Below are 13,708 nucleotides of genomic sequence, written 5' to 3' on the forward strand. Positions count from 1 at the left end.
CTCATGCCGTTCCTGGCGCAGATGCCGGACGCGGCAGAACGCGCTCGCCTGCTCGCGGACGACCCGTGGTGGCTGATCCTGCTCAAGGCGGTCGTCATCCTGCTGATCGGCCCGATCCTCACGATCTTCCTGATCGTGTGGGAGCGCAAGGCGGTCGGCCGGATGCAGAACCGGCCCGGCCCGAACCGCGTCGGTCCGAATGGATATCTGCAGTCGCTGGCCGACGCGATCAAGCTCCCGTTCAAGGAGCAGATCATCCCGGACACCGCCGACCGCAAGGTGTACTTCCTCGCACCGGTGCTGGCCGCGGTCCCCGCGCTGATCGCGCTCTCGGCCATCCCGTTCGGCCCGGTCGTCTCGATTTTCGGCCAGACGACCACGCTGCAGCTGGTCGACCTGCCGGTCGGTGTGCTGGTGATCCTCGCGTGCTCGTCGATCGGCGTGTACGGCATCGTGCTCGCCGGCTGGTCCTCAGGCTCGCCGTATCCGCTGCTCGGCGGTCTCCGCTCGGCGGCGCAGGTGATCTCCTACGAGATCGCGATGGGCCTCTCGATCGTCGCGGTGATCCTCTACTCCGGATCGCTGCAGACGTCCGAGATCGTGGAGGCGCAAGCCCACGGCTGGTACTTCTACATGCTCATCCCGAGCTTCGTGATCTACCTGATCTCGATGGTCGGTGAGACGAACCGCGCGCCCTTCGACCTCCCCGAGGCCGAGTCGGAGCTGGTCGGCGGTTTCCACACCGAGTACAGCTCGATGAAGTTCGCGATGTTCTTCCTCGCAGAGTACGTGAACATGGTGATCGTCTCGGCGTTCTGCACCACGCTGTTCCTGGGCGGCTGGCGGTTCCCGTTCGTCGGCGACGACTCGCCGCTGAACCAGAACTGGTGGCCGATGCTCTGGTTCTTCGCGAAGCTGTTCGTGCTGCTGTTCTGCTTCATCTGGCTGCGCGGCACGCTGCCGCGGCTGCGGTACGACCAGTTCATGCGCCTGGGCTGGAAGGTCCTGGTGCCGATCAACCTGGTCTGGATCCTCGTGGTCGTCGCGATCAAGACCATCCAGTGGAGCTGGCCGCAGATCCTCGTCGGCGTCGGCATCGTGCTGGTGGTGCTCGTGCTGATCAGCCTGGCGGTGCCGAACAAGAAGCTGCCGGAAGGCGACTACGTCGACCTCACGGGCGGCGGGTTCCCCGTGCCCCCGCTGGACCTGAAGGTCCCCGAGAGCACTCCGCGCCAGAAGGCGCTGGCCAAGGCGGAAGCGAGGGCGGCCCGGCGCAAGCCGGCGGCCGTCGGCACCGCAGCACAGGAAGGGGTAGAAGATGGCGGCAACTGACTTCCTGAATCCCATCAAGGGTTTCGGCGTCACCTTCGCGATGATGTTCAAGAAGGTCGCCACCGAGGAGTACCCGGAGGCCGGTGCCCCGGCCGCGCCGCGGTACCACGGCCGCCACCAGCTCAACCGGCACCCGGACGGGCTCGAGAAGTGCGTCGGCTGCGAGCTGTGCGCCTGGGCCTGCCCGGCCGACGCGATCTTCGTCGAGGGCGGCAACAACACCGAGGAGGCGCGCTTCTCCCCGGGTGAGCGGTACGGCGCGGACTACCAGATCAACTACCTGCGCTGCATCGGTTGCGGGTTGTGCGTCGAGGCCTGCCCCACGCGGTCCCTGACGATGATCAACTTCTACGAGCTCGCCGACGACGACCGCCAGCGGCTCATCTACACCAAGGAAGACCTGCTCGCCCCGCTGCTGCCCGGCATGGAGCAGCCGCCGCACCCGATGCGCCTCGGCGACAACGAGCAGGACTACTACGTGAACGGTCCTGAGCTGGCGAAGGCGCAGCAGCAGGAGGCCAAGCAATGATCGCGGCAGTTCTCGCGCAGGCGCCCGCCGCCGCGTCGACGTCGGTGTCGGTGGGCGAGGCGATCGCGTTCTGGATCCTCGGCCCGCTCGCGCTGCTCGGCGCGCTCGGGATGATCTTCTCGCGCAACGCCGTGCACTCGGCCCTGTGGCTGGTGCTCACGATGCTGAGCCTGGGCGCGCTCTACATGACGCAGTCGGCGCCGTTCCTCGGGTTCACGCAGATCATCGTCTACACCGGCGCGATCATGATGCTGTTCCTGTTCGTGCTGATGCTGGTCGGCCGCGAGAGCTCCGACTCCGTGGTCGAGGTGCTGCGCGGACAGCGGTTCATGGCCACGGTGCTCGGTATCGGGCTCGCCGCGCTGATCGCCGCCGGCGTCTTCCGCTCGATGGTGAACGTGACCCCGGCCCCGGCGCTGGATCCGTACGCCGCCAACGGCGGTGGCGCGGGCGGCCTCGGGCGGATCATCTTCACGCAGTACCTCTTCCCGTTCGAGCTCACGTCGGCGCTGCTCATCACCGCCGCGCTCGGCGCGATGGTGCTGGCGTTCACCGACCGCCACAAGAAGGGCGGCAAGCTCCCGCAGCGCGAGCTCGTGAAGCTGCGCTTCCGCGGCGAGCACGACCGCCCGTCGCCGCTGCCCGGCCCGGGTGTGTTCGCCACGGCCAACTCCGTCGCCGTGCCGGCCCTGCTGCCCGACGGTTCGATCGCGCCGGAGTCGCTCTCGGCGATCATCGAATCCACCTCGGCGCTGCAGCTCATGCGCGAGCGCAAGCTCATCGCCGACGAGGGCCCCAAGCCCGACGCCCACGCGCTGGTCGGCGGCGACAGCGTTGCCGCGGGCACCGAGGAAGAAGGGGAAGGAAAGTGACCCCGAGCTACTACCTGCTGCTGTCGGCGTTGCTGTTTTCCATCGGCGCCGTGGGCGTCCTGGTCCGCCGCAACGCGATCGTCGTGTTCATGTGCATCGAGCTGATGCTCAACGCGGTGAACCTCAGCCTGGTCACGTTCGCCCGCATCAACGGCGGGCTCGACGGCCAGGTGATGGCGTTCTTCGTGATGGTGGTCGCGGCAGCCGAGGTCGTGGTGGGCCTGGCGATCATCATGGCCATCTTCCGCACCCGGCGCTCGGCCTCGGTCGACGACACCAACCTGCTGAAGTACTGAGAGGGCGAGTGTGACCGCATCATCGTGGCTGCTGGTGGCCCTTCCGGCCCTCGGCGCCCTGATCCTCCTGCTGGCCGGGAAACGGGCGAAGGCCTGGGGGCACCTGCTCGGCACAGCCACCGTTGCCCTGGCATTCGTTTACGCCGTGATCCTGTTCTTCGCGACGAACGGCAGCGCGACCGAGAACGTCAACCTGTACTCGTGGATCCCCGCGGGTCAGCTCCAGGTCGACTTCGGGCTGCGCATCGACGCCCTGTCGCTGACGTTCGTGCTGCTGATCACCGGCGTCGGCATGCTGATCCACTTCTACTCGATCGGCTACATGGCCGACGACGAGGGCCGGTACCGCTTCTTCGCGTACCTGAACCTCTTCGTCGCGTCGATGCTGATCCTGGTGCTGGGCAACAGCTTTGTGACGCTGTACCTCGGCTGGGAAGGCGTGGGTCTCGCGTCGTACCTGCTCATCGGCTGGTACCAGGACCGCCCGTCCGCGGCCACCGCCGCGAAGAAGGCGTTCCTGATGAACCGCGTCGGTGACGTCGGGCTCGCGCTGGCGATCTTCCTGATGTTCAAGTACACGGGCTCCACCGGCTACACGCAGGTCTTCGAGGGCCTGACCAACGGCCAGATCCCGCCGGGCGCGATCACCGCGATCGGGCTCCTGCTGCTGCTCGGTGCCTGCGGTAAGTCGGGCCAGTTCCCGCTGCAGGCCTGGCTCCCGGACGCGATGGAGGGCCCGACCCCGGTTTCGGCCCTGATCCACGCGGCGACGATGGTCACCGCCGGGGTCTACCTGGTCGCCCGCTCCAACGTGATCTTCTCCGCGACGCCGGACGGCCGCCTGGCCGTCACGCTCGTCGGCGCGGTGACGCTGCTGATCGGGTGCATCGTCGGTTGCGCGTACGACGACATCAAGAAGGTGCTCGCGTACTCCACGGTCAGCCAGATCGGTTACATGATGCTGGCGGTCGGCCTCGGGCCGGGCATCTACGCGCTGGCCATCATGCACCTGGTGGCGCACGGCTTCTTCAAGGCCGGGCTCTTCCTCGGGGCCGGTTCGGTCATGCACGGCATGAACGACGAGGTCGACATGCGCAAGTTCGGCGGCCTGGCCAAGAAGATGCCGATCACCTTCGTCACCTTCGGCCTCGGTTACCTCGCGCTGATCGGCTTCCCGTTCCTCGCGGGCTACTACACGAAGGACGCGATCATCGAGGCGGCGTTCGGCCAGGAGGGCTGGCGCGGCTGGGTGTTCGGCCTCGCGGGCATCATCGGCGCCGGGCTCACCGCGTTCTACATGACGCGCCTGATGATGATGACCTTCTTCGGCAAGTCGCGCTGGAAGGAGATCAAGAGCTCCGACGGGCGCGACTTCCACCCGCACGAGTCCAAGCCGATCATGTGGGTCCCCATGGCGATCCTGGCGATCGGCTCGGTCGGCTCGGGTGCGTTCTTCGCCGTCGGCGACCGGTTCGTGAACTGGCTGAGTCCGACCGTCGGCGCGTACCACAAAGCCGAGCACGCGCCGATCTCGGCCGACGCGATCCCATGGCTCACCCTCGCGCTCGCCCTGATCGGCGCGCTGCTCGCGATCTGGATCTTCCGGCCCGGCCGCGACATCCCGGTCGAGCGCCCGCAAAACGTCTCCTGGGTCGTCCGGGCGGCTCGCAAGGACCTGTACGGCAACGCCCTCAACGAGACGCTGGTCGCCCGCCCGGGCACCTGGCTCGCTCGGGCGCTGGTGTACGTCGACAACCGCGGGGTCGACGGGGCGGTCAACGGCCTCGCCGCGGCCCTCGGCGGCGGGTCCGGCCGGCTGAGGCGCATGCAGACCGGGTTCGTCCGGTCGTACGCGCTGTCCATGCTCGGCGGCACGTTCCTGCTTCTGGCGGCCCTTCTGCTGGTGAGGTTCTCCTGACATGACTTGGCTCCTGGCGCTCATCCTGCTGCCGCTGGTCGGCTCGCTGGTGCTGGCGTTCCTCAAGGGGAACGACCGGGCCGCGATCGCGACCGCGCTCGTCGTGTCCATTGTGGAGTTCCTGCTGATCATCCCGTTCTGGGCGAGCTACTCGCCCTCCGGAGCGCGGATCCAGCAGGCGACCTCGATGGACTGGATCCCGACCTTCGGCATCCACATCTCGTTCGGCACCGACGGCATCTCGCTGATCATGATCGCGGTGATCGCCCTGCTGGTGCCGATCGTCGTGGGCGCGCTCGGGCTCACCGACAAGCTCCCGGCCGGCCGCACCGCCGGTGGGTTCCTGTCGCTGATCCTGCTGCAGGAGGCGATCACGATCGGCGTCTTCGCGGCGACCGACGTGTTCCTCTTCTACGTGCTGTTCGAGATCATGCTGATCCCGATGTACTTCCTGATCGGCGGCTACGGCGGCGCGAACCGGCAGTACGCGGCCGTGAAGTTCTTCCTCTACTCGTTCCTCGGCGGCCTGATCATGCTGGCCTCGGCGATCGGCGCGTACTCGCTGGCGTCGGACAAGCTCGGCAAGGGCACGTTCGACTGGGCCACGCTGGTCACGGTCGTGCGCGACGCGCCGACGGGCACGCAGATCTGGCTGTTCCTCGGCTTCTTCCTCGCGTTCGCGATCAAGGCGCCGCTGGTGCCGTTCCACACCTGGCTACCGGACGCCGCGAGCCAAGCTCCGATCGGCGTCGCGGTGCTGCTGGTGGGTGTGCTGGACAAGGTCGGCACGTTCGGTTTCCTGCGCTACTGCCTGCCGATGTTCCCCGAGGCGAGCAAGGCGCTGGCGCCACTGGTGCTGGTGCTCTCGGTGATCGGCGTGATCTACGGCTCGATCCTCGCGGCCGGGCAGAGCGACATGAAGCGGTTCATCGCCTACGTCTCGATCGCCCACTTCGGGTTCATCTCGCTGGGCATCTTCGCCTTCAACGAGCAGGCGATGATCGGCTCCGTGTCGTACATGCTGAACCACAGCCTCTCGACCGGGATGCTCATCGTGGTGATCGGCCTGATCGTGATGCGCGGCGGGTCCACGCGGATCTCCGACTACGGCGGCATGGCGAAGGTGACCCCGCTGCTCGGCGGGATGCTGCTGATCGCCGGTCTGTCCGCGCTGTCGCTGCCGGGCACCAACTCGTTCGTGAGCGAGTTCCTGGTACTCATCGGCTCGTTCGTGACGCAGCCGGTGTACACGATCATCGCGACGGTCGGCATGGTGCTCGCCGCGGCCTACGTGCTGTGGCTCTACCAGCGGATCATGCAGGGCCCGGTTCGCGGTGACGCGCTCATCGGCGTGGGCGGCGGCCCGGGCACGGCGATGGCGCCGGAGCTCGGGGCCAAGAAGGCCATCAAGGACCTCGGCGGGCGGGAGATCGCGATCCTGGCCCCGATGGTCATCCTGATCATCGGCCTGGGTTTCTACCCCAAGCCGGTGCTCGACACGATCACCCCGTCGGTGCAGGCGACGCTGTCTGCCGTGCAGGGAGGCAAGTAAACCGTGCTCGACAGTCTCATTGGGCCTGGTCTCTCCCAGGCTCCGTCGGCCCAGGTGGCGACACCTTCGGTCGACTACGCGGCCGTGCTGCCGTTGCTGATCATCTTCGGCGTCGCGTGCGTCAGCGTGCTGGTGGAGGCGTTCGCGCCGAAGGCTTCCCGCTGGTACGCGCAGGTCTTCGTGACCGTGATCGCGATCCTCGCGTCCGGGGTCTCGCTGATCATGTACGCCACCCGGACCGCGCCGAAGGCGGGCGTGACCACGTTCGCCGGCGCGATCTCGGTGGACCAGCCGTCGCTGTTCCTATGGGGCACGCTGCTCCTGCTGGGGCTCGGCGCGGTGTTCCTCATCGCCGACCGCAAGGTGGAGCCCGGCGGCGCGTTCGTGGCGCAGGCCGCGATCAGCCCCGGCACCGTGCAGGACCGCGCGCAGGTCGCCTCCGCGACGACGTCGCAGACCGAGGTCTTCCCGCTCACGCTCTTCGCGCTCGGCGGCATGATGGCCTTCACCGCGGCCAACGACCTGCTCACGATGTTCATCGCGCTCGAGGTGCTGAGCCTCCCGCTGTACCTCATGTGCGGCCTGGCCCGGCGGCGCCGGCTCATCTCGCAGGAGTCGGCGGTCAAGTACTTCCTGCTCGGCGCGTTCTCCTCGGCGTTTTTCCTCTACGGCCTCGCGCTGCTCTACGGCTACGCGAACTCCGTGAAGCTCGCCGACATCGCCAACGCCGCCGCCGGCTCGGACCGTTCCGACACGCTGCTGTTCGCGGGCCTCGGTCTGCTGGTGGTGGGTCTGCTGTTCAAGGGCTCGGTCGGCCCGTTCCACACCTGGACGCCGGACGTCTACCAGGGCGCGCCGACTCCGGTCACGGCCTTCATGGCGGCGTGCACGAAGGTCGCCGCGTTCGGTGCCATCCTGCGCGTGCTGTCGGTCGCGTTCTCTTCCACGAGCTGGGAGTGGCGCGGGGTGCTGTGGGCCGTGGCGATCATCTCGATGGCGATCGGCGCGATCCTCGGCCTCACGCAGACCGACGTGAAGCGCATGATCGCGTACTCCTCGATCGCCCACGCGGGCTTCCTGCTCGTCGGTGCCATCGCGATGACCGAGGACGGCCTGTCGAGCACGCTGTTCTACCTGCTGGCCTACGGCTTCACCACGCTGGCGGCGTTCGGCGTGATCAGCCTGGTGCGCGACTCCAGCGGTGAGGCCACGCACCTGTCGGCCTGGGCGGGACTGGCGAAACGGTCGCCGGTACTGGCCGGGGTGTTCACGTTCTTGCTGCTGGCGTTGGCCGGTATCCCGCTGACCAGTGGGTTCGTGGGCAAGTTCGTGGTGTTCTCCGCGGCCCTGTCCGACGGGATGGCTCCGCTGGTGGTGATCGCGCTCGTGTTCAGCGCGGTGGCCGCGTTCTTCTACCTGCGCGTGATCGTGCTGATGTACTTCTCCGAGCCGGCGGCCGACGGCCCGACCGTCGCCATCCCGGGCGGCTTCACCACGGCAGCCATCACGCTCGGCGTGGTGGTGACCTTGGTGCTCGGCCTGGTTCCCTCGTTCGCGTTGAACTGGGCGAGCTCGGGCGGCTTCGCTTCGTAATTTGGCGTCGGCTCCGCCGCCGCGTGCGAGATCGCCTTTGAGCCGGCTCCTTCCCTCCCGACATGATCGGCCCGGGGGGCCGACCACATCGGGAGGGAAGAAACCGGCGCGATCTCGCGTCATGGTTCAGAAGGCCGCCACGGAAATCTCGTGGCGGCCTTCTGCTTGTCCGGGCCGATAAGCTCAGGGCATGCACATCGAGCGGGTGCGGATCACGGACGTGCTGGGGTTTCGTGGTGCCCGCACGGTGGATCTGAGGCTGCCCGGGCCGGGTTGGACGGTGCTGGCCGGGCGCAACGGGTCGGGCAAGACGACGTTCCTGCGCGCGTTGGCGCAGGCGCTCGTGCAGCCGCCCTTTGCCGAGAGCCTGGTTGCCGAGGGCAGTTCCATCGACGTCGACGTGGTGGGCGAGGGGCCCGCGTTCTGCGCCGGCTACGGGCCGTTCCGGCGGCTGGCCGGGGGCGCGCCCGAGGCGCAGTCGCTGATGCGCGGGGAGTTCGCGCGCGTGGCGAGCCTGTTCAGCGAAGACGCTTCGCTCGCGGAAGGCGTGGCGTGGCTGATCAACCAGCACTTGCGCGCGCTGGAGGGCAAGGCGGGCGCGCGGGAGCTGAAGGACTCCGTGCTCACGCTGCTGGGCGACGGCCTGCTGCCCGACGGCTACCGCGTGCGCGACGTCGACTCCGACGGCCTGTGGGTGTCCTACCGCGGCGACCGGTTCCCGCTGCGCGAGATGAGCGACGGCTACCGCACCGTGACGGCGCTGGTCGTCGACCTCGTGCGGCAGCTGGCGGACGCGGGGCTGGGGATCGACGCGTCCGGCGTGGTGCTGATCGACGAGGTCGACGCGCACCTGCACGTGTCGTGGCAGAAGCGCATCGGGCCGTGGCTGAAGGCGCACTTCCCGCGGATCCAGTTCGTGGTGAGCACGCACAGCCCCTACGTGTGCCAGGCCGCCGATCCGGGTGGCCTGATCCGCCTGCCGGGGCCGGACGAGCAGGAGCCGCCGCGCGTGGTGTCCGACGAGCTGTACCAGCGTGTGGTCTACGGCAGCGGCGACGACGCCGTGCTGTCGGACCTGTTCGGGCTCGACACCCCGTATTCGCCGCGGGCCGTGGAGCTGCGTGAGCACCTGGCCGAGCTGGAGCTGCTCGTGGCCACGGGCCAGGCGGACGCCGACGGCCTGCGTGAGTGGGAGCAGCTGCGCGACCGCCTGAGCAGCTCACCGCCCAGCCGCGTCGACGACGTCACGCGCCACTTCGACGAACGGTGATCGCGCTGCGCCGGGTGGCGCTGCCGTTGACTGTGTCCGCTGAGCTGGTGCGGCTGACCGCGCGGATTCCCCTCGGGGACAACAAAACCGCGCGTCGCTTGTGGACTTCCGCGCGCGGGGCCCGCCGGTCGATCCGCTCGCAGCTGGCGCTGATGGCCGCGGGCCGCGGCTACTGCATGTACTGCGGTGACGGCTTGGGGTCCACTGTGGACCACTTCGAACCGGTGGCGCGGGCGCCGCACCGCGCGTTCGACTGGCTCAACCACCTGCTGGCGTGCGAGTACTGCAACAGCCACCACAAGCGCGACCGCTTTCCTCTCGACGCTTCGGGACAGCCACTGCTGATCGACCCGACGGCCGAAGACCCACTCGATCACCTGTTCCTGGTGCTCTCCATCGGCACCTACCGCCCGCTGACCGACAAGGGCCGCGCGACGATCGAGGTCTGCGGCCTGAACCGGCCCCTCCTGGAACGCGGGCGCGCTCTCGCTGTGGATCAGGTGGCCGCGCTGGTGTTCCACTGGTGGAACGGCTCCGCCGAGACCCGCCGCCGCGCCATCTGGACCCTGCGCGACCAGCCCCACGCCGACGTCCTTAACGCCATGCTCCGCCAGGCCCTGCTGCCGGGCGCGCCCCGCATCTTCTCGGACGCCTCCCTCCTCGACCTGCTCCGCGACCCCGACCTTCGCGCCGCACTCCTCGCTTAGCACCCAAAGCCGACCGCACCGCGAGATCGCGCCGGTTTCTTCCCTCCCGATGTGGTCGGCCCCCCGGGCCGATCGCATCGGGAGGGAAGGAGCCGGCTCAAAGGCGATCTCGCCCGCGGCGGCGGAGCCGACGCCAAAAACGCAGTGCGAAGGGCAGGAACAGGCTCGTTACGGCGTCGGGGAGCACGAAGTGCGACCGACGGCGACCGAGCCTGTGATGCCCGAGGCCGGGGCGAAGTCGATACGCAGCATCGTCAAGCTGATGCTGCCGTCGCCGGGGAGGGTCTGGGTGTTGAACACCGCGTTGGCCAGCACGGTGCCGCCCGCCTTCGTGATCGGCTTCGTGTAGCCCGACGGCACCGGCGAGGGCAGGCCCGTGATGCCCGCCAGGCCGCTGAACGTCCAGTTGGCGCTCGTCTGCCGCTGCACGGCGTCGCACGTGACGGTGTAGCTCGACAGCCGGATGCGCGGGCCGCCGGCGCTGACGAGGGCCGAGAGCTCGAAGTTCTTGCCGGTGGCCGTCGACTTGGTGCTGGTGGTGTCGTTGTCGGGGTCGACCACCGTCGTCGTGCAGGACGACGTGCCGCCGCCCCAGCTCAGGCCCGTTTTGCTCAGCGAGCCCGTCGACGCGCTGGTCGGGCCCTCCACCGCACACGGCGCCAGCGCCGGCACGGTCACCGTGGTCGAGCCCTTGGTGAAGCTCGCCTCCCCGAGGTCAGCCGCGCCCGCGGGCGTCTGCGCGTGCGCCACGCCGCCGGCCACCACGCTCCCCGCCATCACCACTGCCGCGACGAGCCCCGTCTTCACGTTCTTCAGCATGTCCTGACCTCCCTGCACTCAAGCCGCACGGACCGCGCCGGCGAACTCCCACTGAGTGAATATCCGCGCGCCCGTTTCGCCCGTTGCGCTGCCGGGCGTTGATCACTCGTCCGTGCCGGGGGATCAACCCGTTCGGGGCCCGGCCTTGACTTCTGGGACCGGGTTGCCCTCCGGTGTCATGTTCGTCACCGTTTCCCCTGGACAGCGGGTAAACGGCGTACCAGGGGTAGCCACTACTCTGAAAGCCGGATAACCCGACCGGCGCATGAGAGAGCGGAGCCGACGTGTCTGTGTCTTCACCACCCCCGGGGGCGGGAGCCCCCGCTGCGCGGGATGGCGCCGTCGAGGACCTCCGCGCGACCGTCGGGCTGCAGATCGAGGACGAGACGCTGCTGAGGGCGATCGCCGGCGGGCTGGCGGACGTCGAGGCGATGCTGCGGGACGTCGTGAAGAGTGATGTGCAGGCGGTGCACGACGCGGCGTTGCACCTGGTCGAGGCGGGGGGCAAACGTTTCCGGCCCCTGTTCACGCTGCTGTCGGCGCAGTTCGGGCCGCGCCAGGATGACCACGTGCTCATCGCGGCCGCCGCGGTGGAGCTGGTGCACCTGGCGACGCTGTACCACGACGACGTGATGGACGAGGCGACCATGCGGCGCGGCGCGGAGAGCGTCAACGCGCGCTGGGACAACACCGTCGCGATCCTGACCGGCGACTTCCTCTTCGCCCACGCCTCGCGCCTGGTCGCCGACCTCGGGACGGACGCGGCGCGCATCATTGCCGAGACGTTCGGCGAGCTCGTGACCGGTCAGATGCGCGAGACGGTCGGCCCCGGCCCCGGTGACGACCCCGTGGAGCACTACCTCACCGTCATCGCGCAGAAGACCGGCTCGCTGATCGCGACGTCCGGGCGGTTCGGCGGCATGATGTCCGGCGCCCCTGAGGCGTACATCCAGGCGTTGCGCCGGTTCGGCGACACCATCGGCACGGCGTTCCAGATCTCCGACGACATCATCGACATCGCGTCGCCGTCCGACGAGCTGGGCAAGGCGCAGGGCACGGACCTGCGCGAAGGCGTGCGCACGCTGCCGATGCTCTACGCGCTGGCCGACCCGGACACCGACCCGCGGCTCGTGGAGCTGCTGGCCGGCCCGATCGCCGAGGACGAGGTGGTCGCCGAAGCCCTGGAGCTGCTGCGCCGCTCGAGTGGACTCGAACGCGCGCGCGTCACCCTTTCCGACTACGCTTCGCGGGCACGTGCCGAGCTCGCCGCGCTGCCCGCTTCCCCTGCGCGCGACGCTTGCGAGTCGGTCGCCGACTACCTGGTCGCGCGGACGCATTAAAAGGGGCAGAGAAGATGTCCATTTTCGGACAAGTCTGGCTGTGGAGCCTGTTGGCGTTCTTCGTCGGCGCGCTCGTGGCCTGGTTGGTCCTCGTGGTGCCTGCGCGCAAGCGCATCCGTGAGCTGGAAGAGGCGCTGGCGTCCGCGCACGCCGAGAACGCGCGCACGCCGGCCAACGCGGCCGCGCTGGCCGCCGCGTCCAGCCGGACGTCGGTGCTGCCGCCGGTGGACGCTCCCGTGGCTTCGGAGCCGGTGTTCACGTCCGACTTCGCGGAACCCGACAGCGAGCCGGCGTGGACCCGCGACGAGCGCGAGCACGCGCCGACCGAGCTGATCGCCGCGACGCCGCCCGCCGGGTTCGACCCAGAGGCGGAGTACGACGCCGAGTACCGCACCGCGCCGGACCCGGGTGCTTCGCCCGAATCGGACGAGCCGGCTCTGGCGTCCTCCGTGGACAGTGGCGACGTCTACCGCGCGGCTGCGACGGAGTACCTCAGCCCGGTCTCGCGCGAGCCGGACAGCGGTTACCACCACGCGGTCGATCTCGAGGACGAGGACCACGGCAGCGGCTACCACCGCGCGGTGGAACCGTTCGAGAGCAAGCTCGAACCCTTCGAGAGCACGCTGGAGCCCTCGTCGTTCGAGAGCCGCCTGGAGCCGTCCGACGAGCCGGTGTCGCTGTTCCAGCCCGCGCCCGCGGCGGAACAGTCCGAATCGGACTGGTTCTCGAAGCAACTGCCGGACCGCTCGCCCTTCGAGGATGCGCCGGGTGGTGACTACCTCGACGAGCCCGAGTCCACTGAGCACCTGACGCCGGCTCCGGCCATGGCTCAGCAGGTGGACGCGGTGGAGGAATCCGAAGAGTCCACAGAGGAACCCCTGGAGCCCGGCGGCCTGCCCAAGCGCCAGCCCCGCGAGTCACCGCGCGGCGGCTTCGAGCCGCCGCGGCCGATCCAGCCGTCGATGCGCCCCGTCGAACGCCGCGAGCCGGACCTCACGGGTGCGCACAGCGGTTCGCTGTTCGAGCCGTCGGTGCAGCCCAACCAGGTCGCCGCCATGGCCGCCCCCGAACCGCCCCCGGCCCGCGACACCGGCGAGGACTCCGTGCCGCCCGGCCCCTTCGGCCCCGGCTCCGCCATGCCCCGCCCCGGCGGCGGCCGCCCGTCGGACGCGTTCACGGTCAAGGCCAGCGTCACGGCTTTGCGGTACTGCACCGAGGAATCGGCGCAGTTCCCGCGAATGGTCGCCGAAGTCTGGTTCCGTAGCTCGGCCGATGCCGAGCGAGTTGGCTTCCGGCCCTTGAGCTAAGTCCATTGTGGACATGAGTAGAGGCCACCGCCCGGAGGGCAGTGGCCTCTACTCATGTCTGGAGCTTGAAACTGAACCACGACCGCGCCCGCCAGCCGCGGCGGCTGCAGCCGGGGCAGGCGGTGCGCGTCGACACCGGCGCGCCGCTGCCGACGCTCGCCGACGCCCTCGAG

12 protein-coding genes are annotated in these 13,708 nt (G+C 69.1%); 11 read left to right on the plus strand and 1 reads right to left on the minus strand.

Annotation, left to right across the window (positions count from 1 at the left end; genetic code table 11):
• Positions 1 to 3: 3 nt before the first annotated feature.
• The 9 genes from nuoH to ABZU76_RS48995 all read left to right on the plus strand — a co-directional run bounded on the left by nuoH (position 4) and on the right by ABZU76_RS48995 (position 10,069).
• A complete protein-coding gene (nuoH, locus tag ABZU76_RS48955) occupies positions 4 to 1,332 on the plus strand; it encodes an NADH-quinone oxidoreductase subunit NuoH (protein WP_354884584.1) in 1,329 nt (442 codons plus the stop codon).
• Positions 1,319 to 1,861, plus strand: coding sequence for an NADH-quinone oxidoreductase subunit NuoI (nuoI, locus tag ABZU76_RS48960; RefSeq protein ID WP_354884556.1), 543 nt, complete (start codon positions 1,319 to 1,321; stop codon positions 1,859 to 1,861). Before nuoH ends, nuoI begins: the two co-directional genes overlap by 14 nt.
• Complete coding sequence (locus ABZU76_RS48965; RefSeq protein ID WP_354884559.1) at positions 1,858 to 2,733, plus strand: NADH-quinone oxidoreductase subunit J; 876 nt, start codon at positions 1,858 to 1,860, stop codon at positions 2,731 to 2,733. Before nuoI ends, ABZU76_RS48965 begins: the two co-directional genes overlap by 4 nt.
• The gene (gene nuoK, locus ABZU76_RS48970; protein WP_326567987.1) at positions 2,730 to 3,029 is read left to right on the plus strand and encodes an NADH-quinone oxidoreductase subunit NuoK; all 300 of its coding nucleotides are present in this window, start codon (positions 2,730 to 2,732) and stop codon (positions 3,027 to 3,029) included. The genes ABZU76_RS48965 and nuoK overlap by 4 nt, the downstream gene beginning before the upstream one ends.
• Before the next feature lie 10 nt (positions 3,030 to 3,039).
• Positions 3,040 to 4,947, plus strand: coding sequence for an NADH-quinone oxidoreductase subunit L (gene nuoL, locus ABZU76_RS48975; RefSeq protein WP_354884562.1), 1,908 nt, complete (start codon positions 3,040 to 3,042; stop codon positions 4,945 to 4,947).
• A gap of 1 nt (position 4,948) precedes the next feature.
• Positions 4,949 to 6,499, plus strand: a complete 1,551-nt coding sequence (locus ABZU76_RS48980; protein WP_220245987.1) for an NADH-quinone oxidoreductase subunit M — start codon at positions 4,949 to 4,951, stop codon at positions 6,497 to 6,499.
• A gap of 18 nt (positions 6,500 to 6,517) precedes the next feature.
• Complete coding sequence (gene nuoN / locus ABZU76_RS48985; RefSeq protein ID WP_354884586.1) at positions 6,518 to 8,092, plus strand: NADH-quinone oxidoreductase subunit NuoN; 1,575 nt, start codon at positions 6,518 to 6,520, stop codon at positions 8,090 to 8,092.
• A gap of 190 nt (positions 8,093 to 8,282) precedes the next feature.
• Positions 8,283 to 9,362 (plus strand): AAA family ATPase, encoded by a 1,080-nt coding sequence (locus ABZU76_RS48990; protein ID WP_354884566.1) that lies wholly within the window; start codon positions 8,283 to 8,285, stop codon positions 9,360 to 9,362.
• Positions 9,359 to 10,069, plus strand: coding sequence for an HNH endonuclease (locus ABZU76_RS48995; protein WP_354884569.1), 711 nt, complete (start codon positions 9,359 to 9,361; stop codon positions 10,067 to 10,069). Before ABZU76_RS48990 ends, ABZU76_RS48995 begins: the two co-directional genes overlap by 4 nt.
• A 168-nt stretch (positions 10,070 to 10,237) precedes the next feature.
• Here ABZU76_RS48995 and ABZU76_RS49000 read toward each other — a convergent pair whose 3' ends face one another.
• Positions 10,238 to 10,888: a hypothetical protein gene (locus tag ABZU76_RS49000; protein ID WP_354884572.1), complete on the minus strand. Its 651-nt coding sequence runs from the start codon at positions 10,886 to 10,888 to the stop codon at positions 10,238 to 10,240.
• A 290-nt stretch (positions 10,889 to 11,178) separates the two neighbouring features.
• On the opposite strand from ABZU76_RS49000, the gene ABZU76_RS49005 reads away from it, so the two are divergent.
• Together ABZU76_RS49005 and ABZU76_RS49010 are read left to right on the plus strand one after the other, a co-directional pair.
• The gene (locus tag ABZU76_RS49005) at positions 11,179 to 12,228 is read left to right on the plus strand and encodes a polyprenyl synthetase family protein (protein ID WP_354884589.1); all 1,050 of its coding nucleotides are present in this window, start codon (positions 11,179 to 11,181) and stop codon (positions 12,226 to 12,228) included.
• A gap of 14 nt (positions 12,229 to 12,242) precedes the next feature.
• Positions 12,243 to 13,535 (plus strand): LapA family protein, encoded by a 1,293-nt coding sequence (locus tag ABZU76_RS49010; RefSeq protein WP_354884575.1) that lies wholly within the window; start codon positions 12,243 to 12,245, stop codon positions 13,533 to 13,535.
• The last annotated feature ends 173 nt before the right edge of the window (positions 13,536 to 13,708 follow it).

Origin of the sequence: Amycolatopsis sp. NPDC005232 (genome assembly GCF_040607795.1) — a bacterium.
Classification (GTDB): domain Bacteria; phylum Actinomycetota; class Actinomycetes; order Mycobacteriales; family Pseudonocardiaceae; genus Amycolatopsis.

Coding starts and splice junctions, on each gene's coding strand:
- nuoH (WP_354884584.1), top strand. CDS start 4: ATGCCGTTCCTGGCGCAGATGCCGGACGCGGCAGAACGCGCTCGCCTG.
- nuoI (WP_354884556.1), top strand. CDS start 1,319: ATGGCGGCAACTGACTTCCTGAATCCCATCAAGGGTTTCGGCGTCACC.
- ABZU76_RS48965 (WP_354884559.1), top strand. CDS start 1,858: ATGATCGCGGCAGTTCTCGCGCAGGCGCCCGCCGCCGCGTCGACGTCG.
- ABZU76_RS48980 (WP_220245987.1), top strand. CDS start 4,949: ATGACTTGGCTCCTGGCGCTCATCCTGCTGCCGCTGGTCGGCTCGCTG.
- ABZU76_RS48990 (WP_354884566.1), top strand. CDS start 8,283: ATGCACATCGAGCGGGTGCGGATCACGGACGTGCTGGGGTTTCGTGGT.
- ABZU76_RS49000 (WP_354884572.1), bottom strand. CDS start 10,888: ATGCTGAAGAACGTGAAGACGGGGCTCGTCGCGGCAGTGGTGATGGCG.
- ABZU76_RS49010 (WP_354884575.1), top strand. CDS start 12,243: ATGTCCATTTTCGGACAAGTCTGGCTGTGGAGCCTGTTGGCGTTCTTC.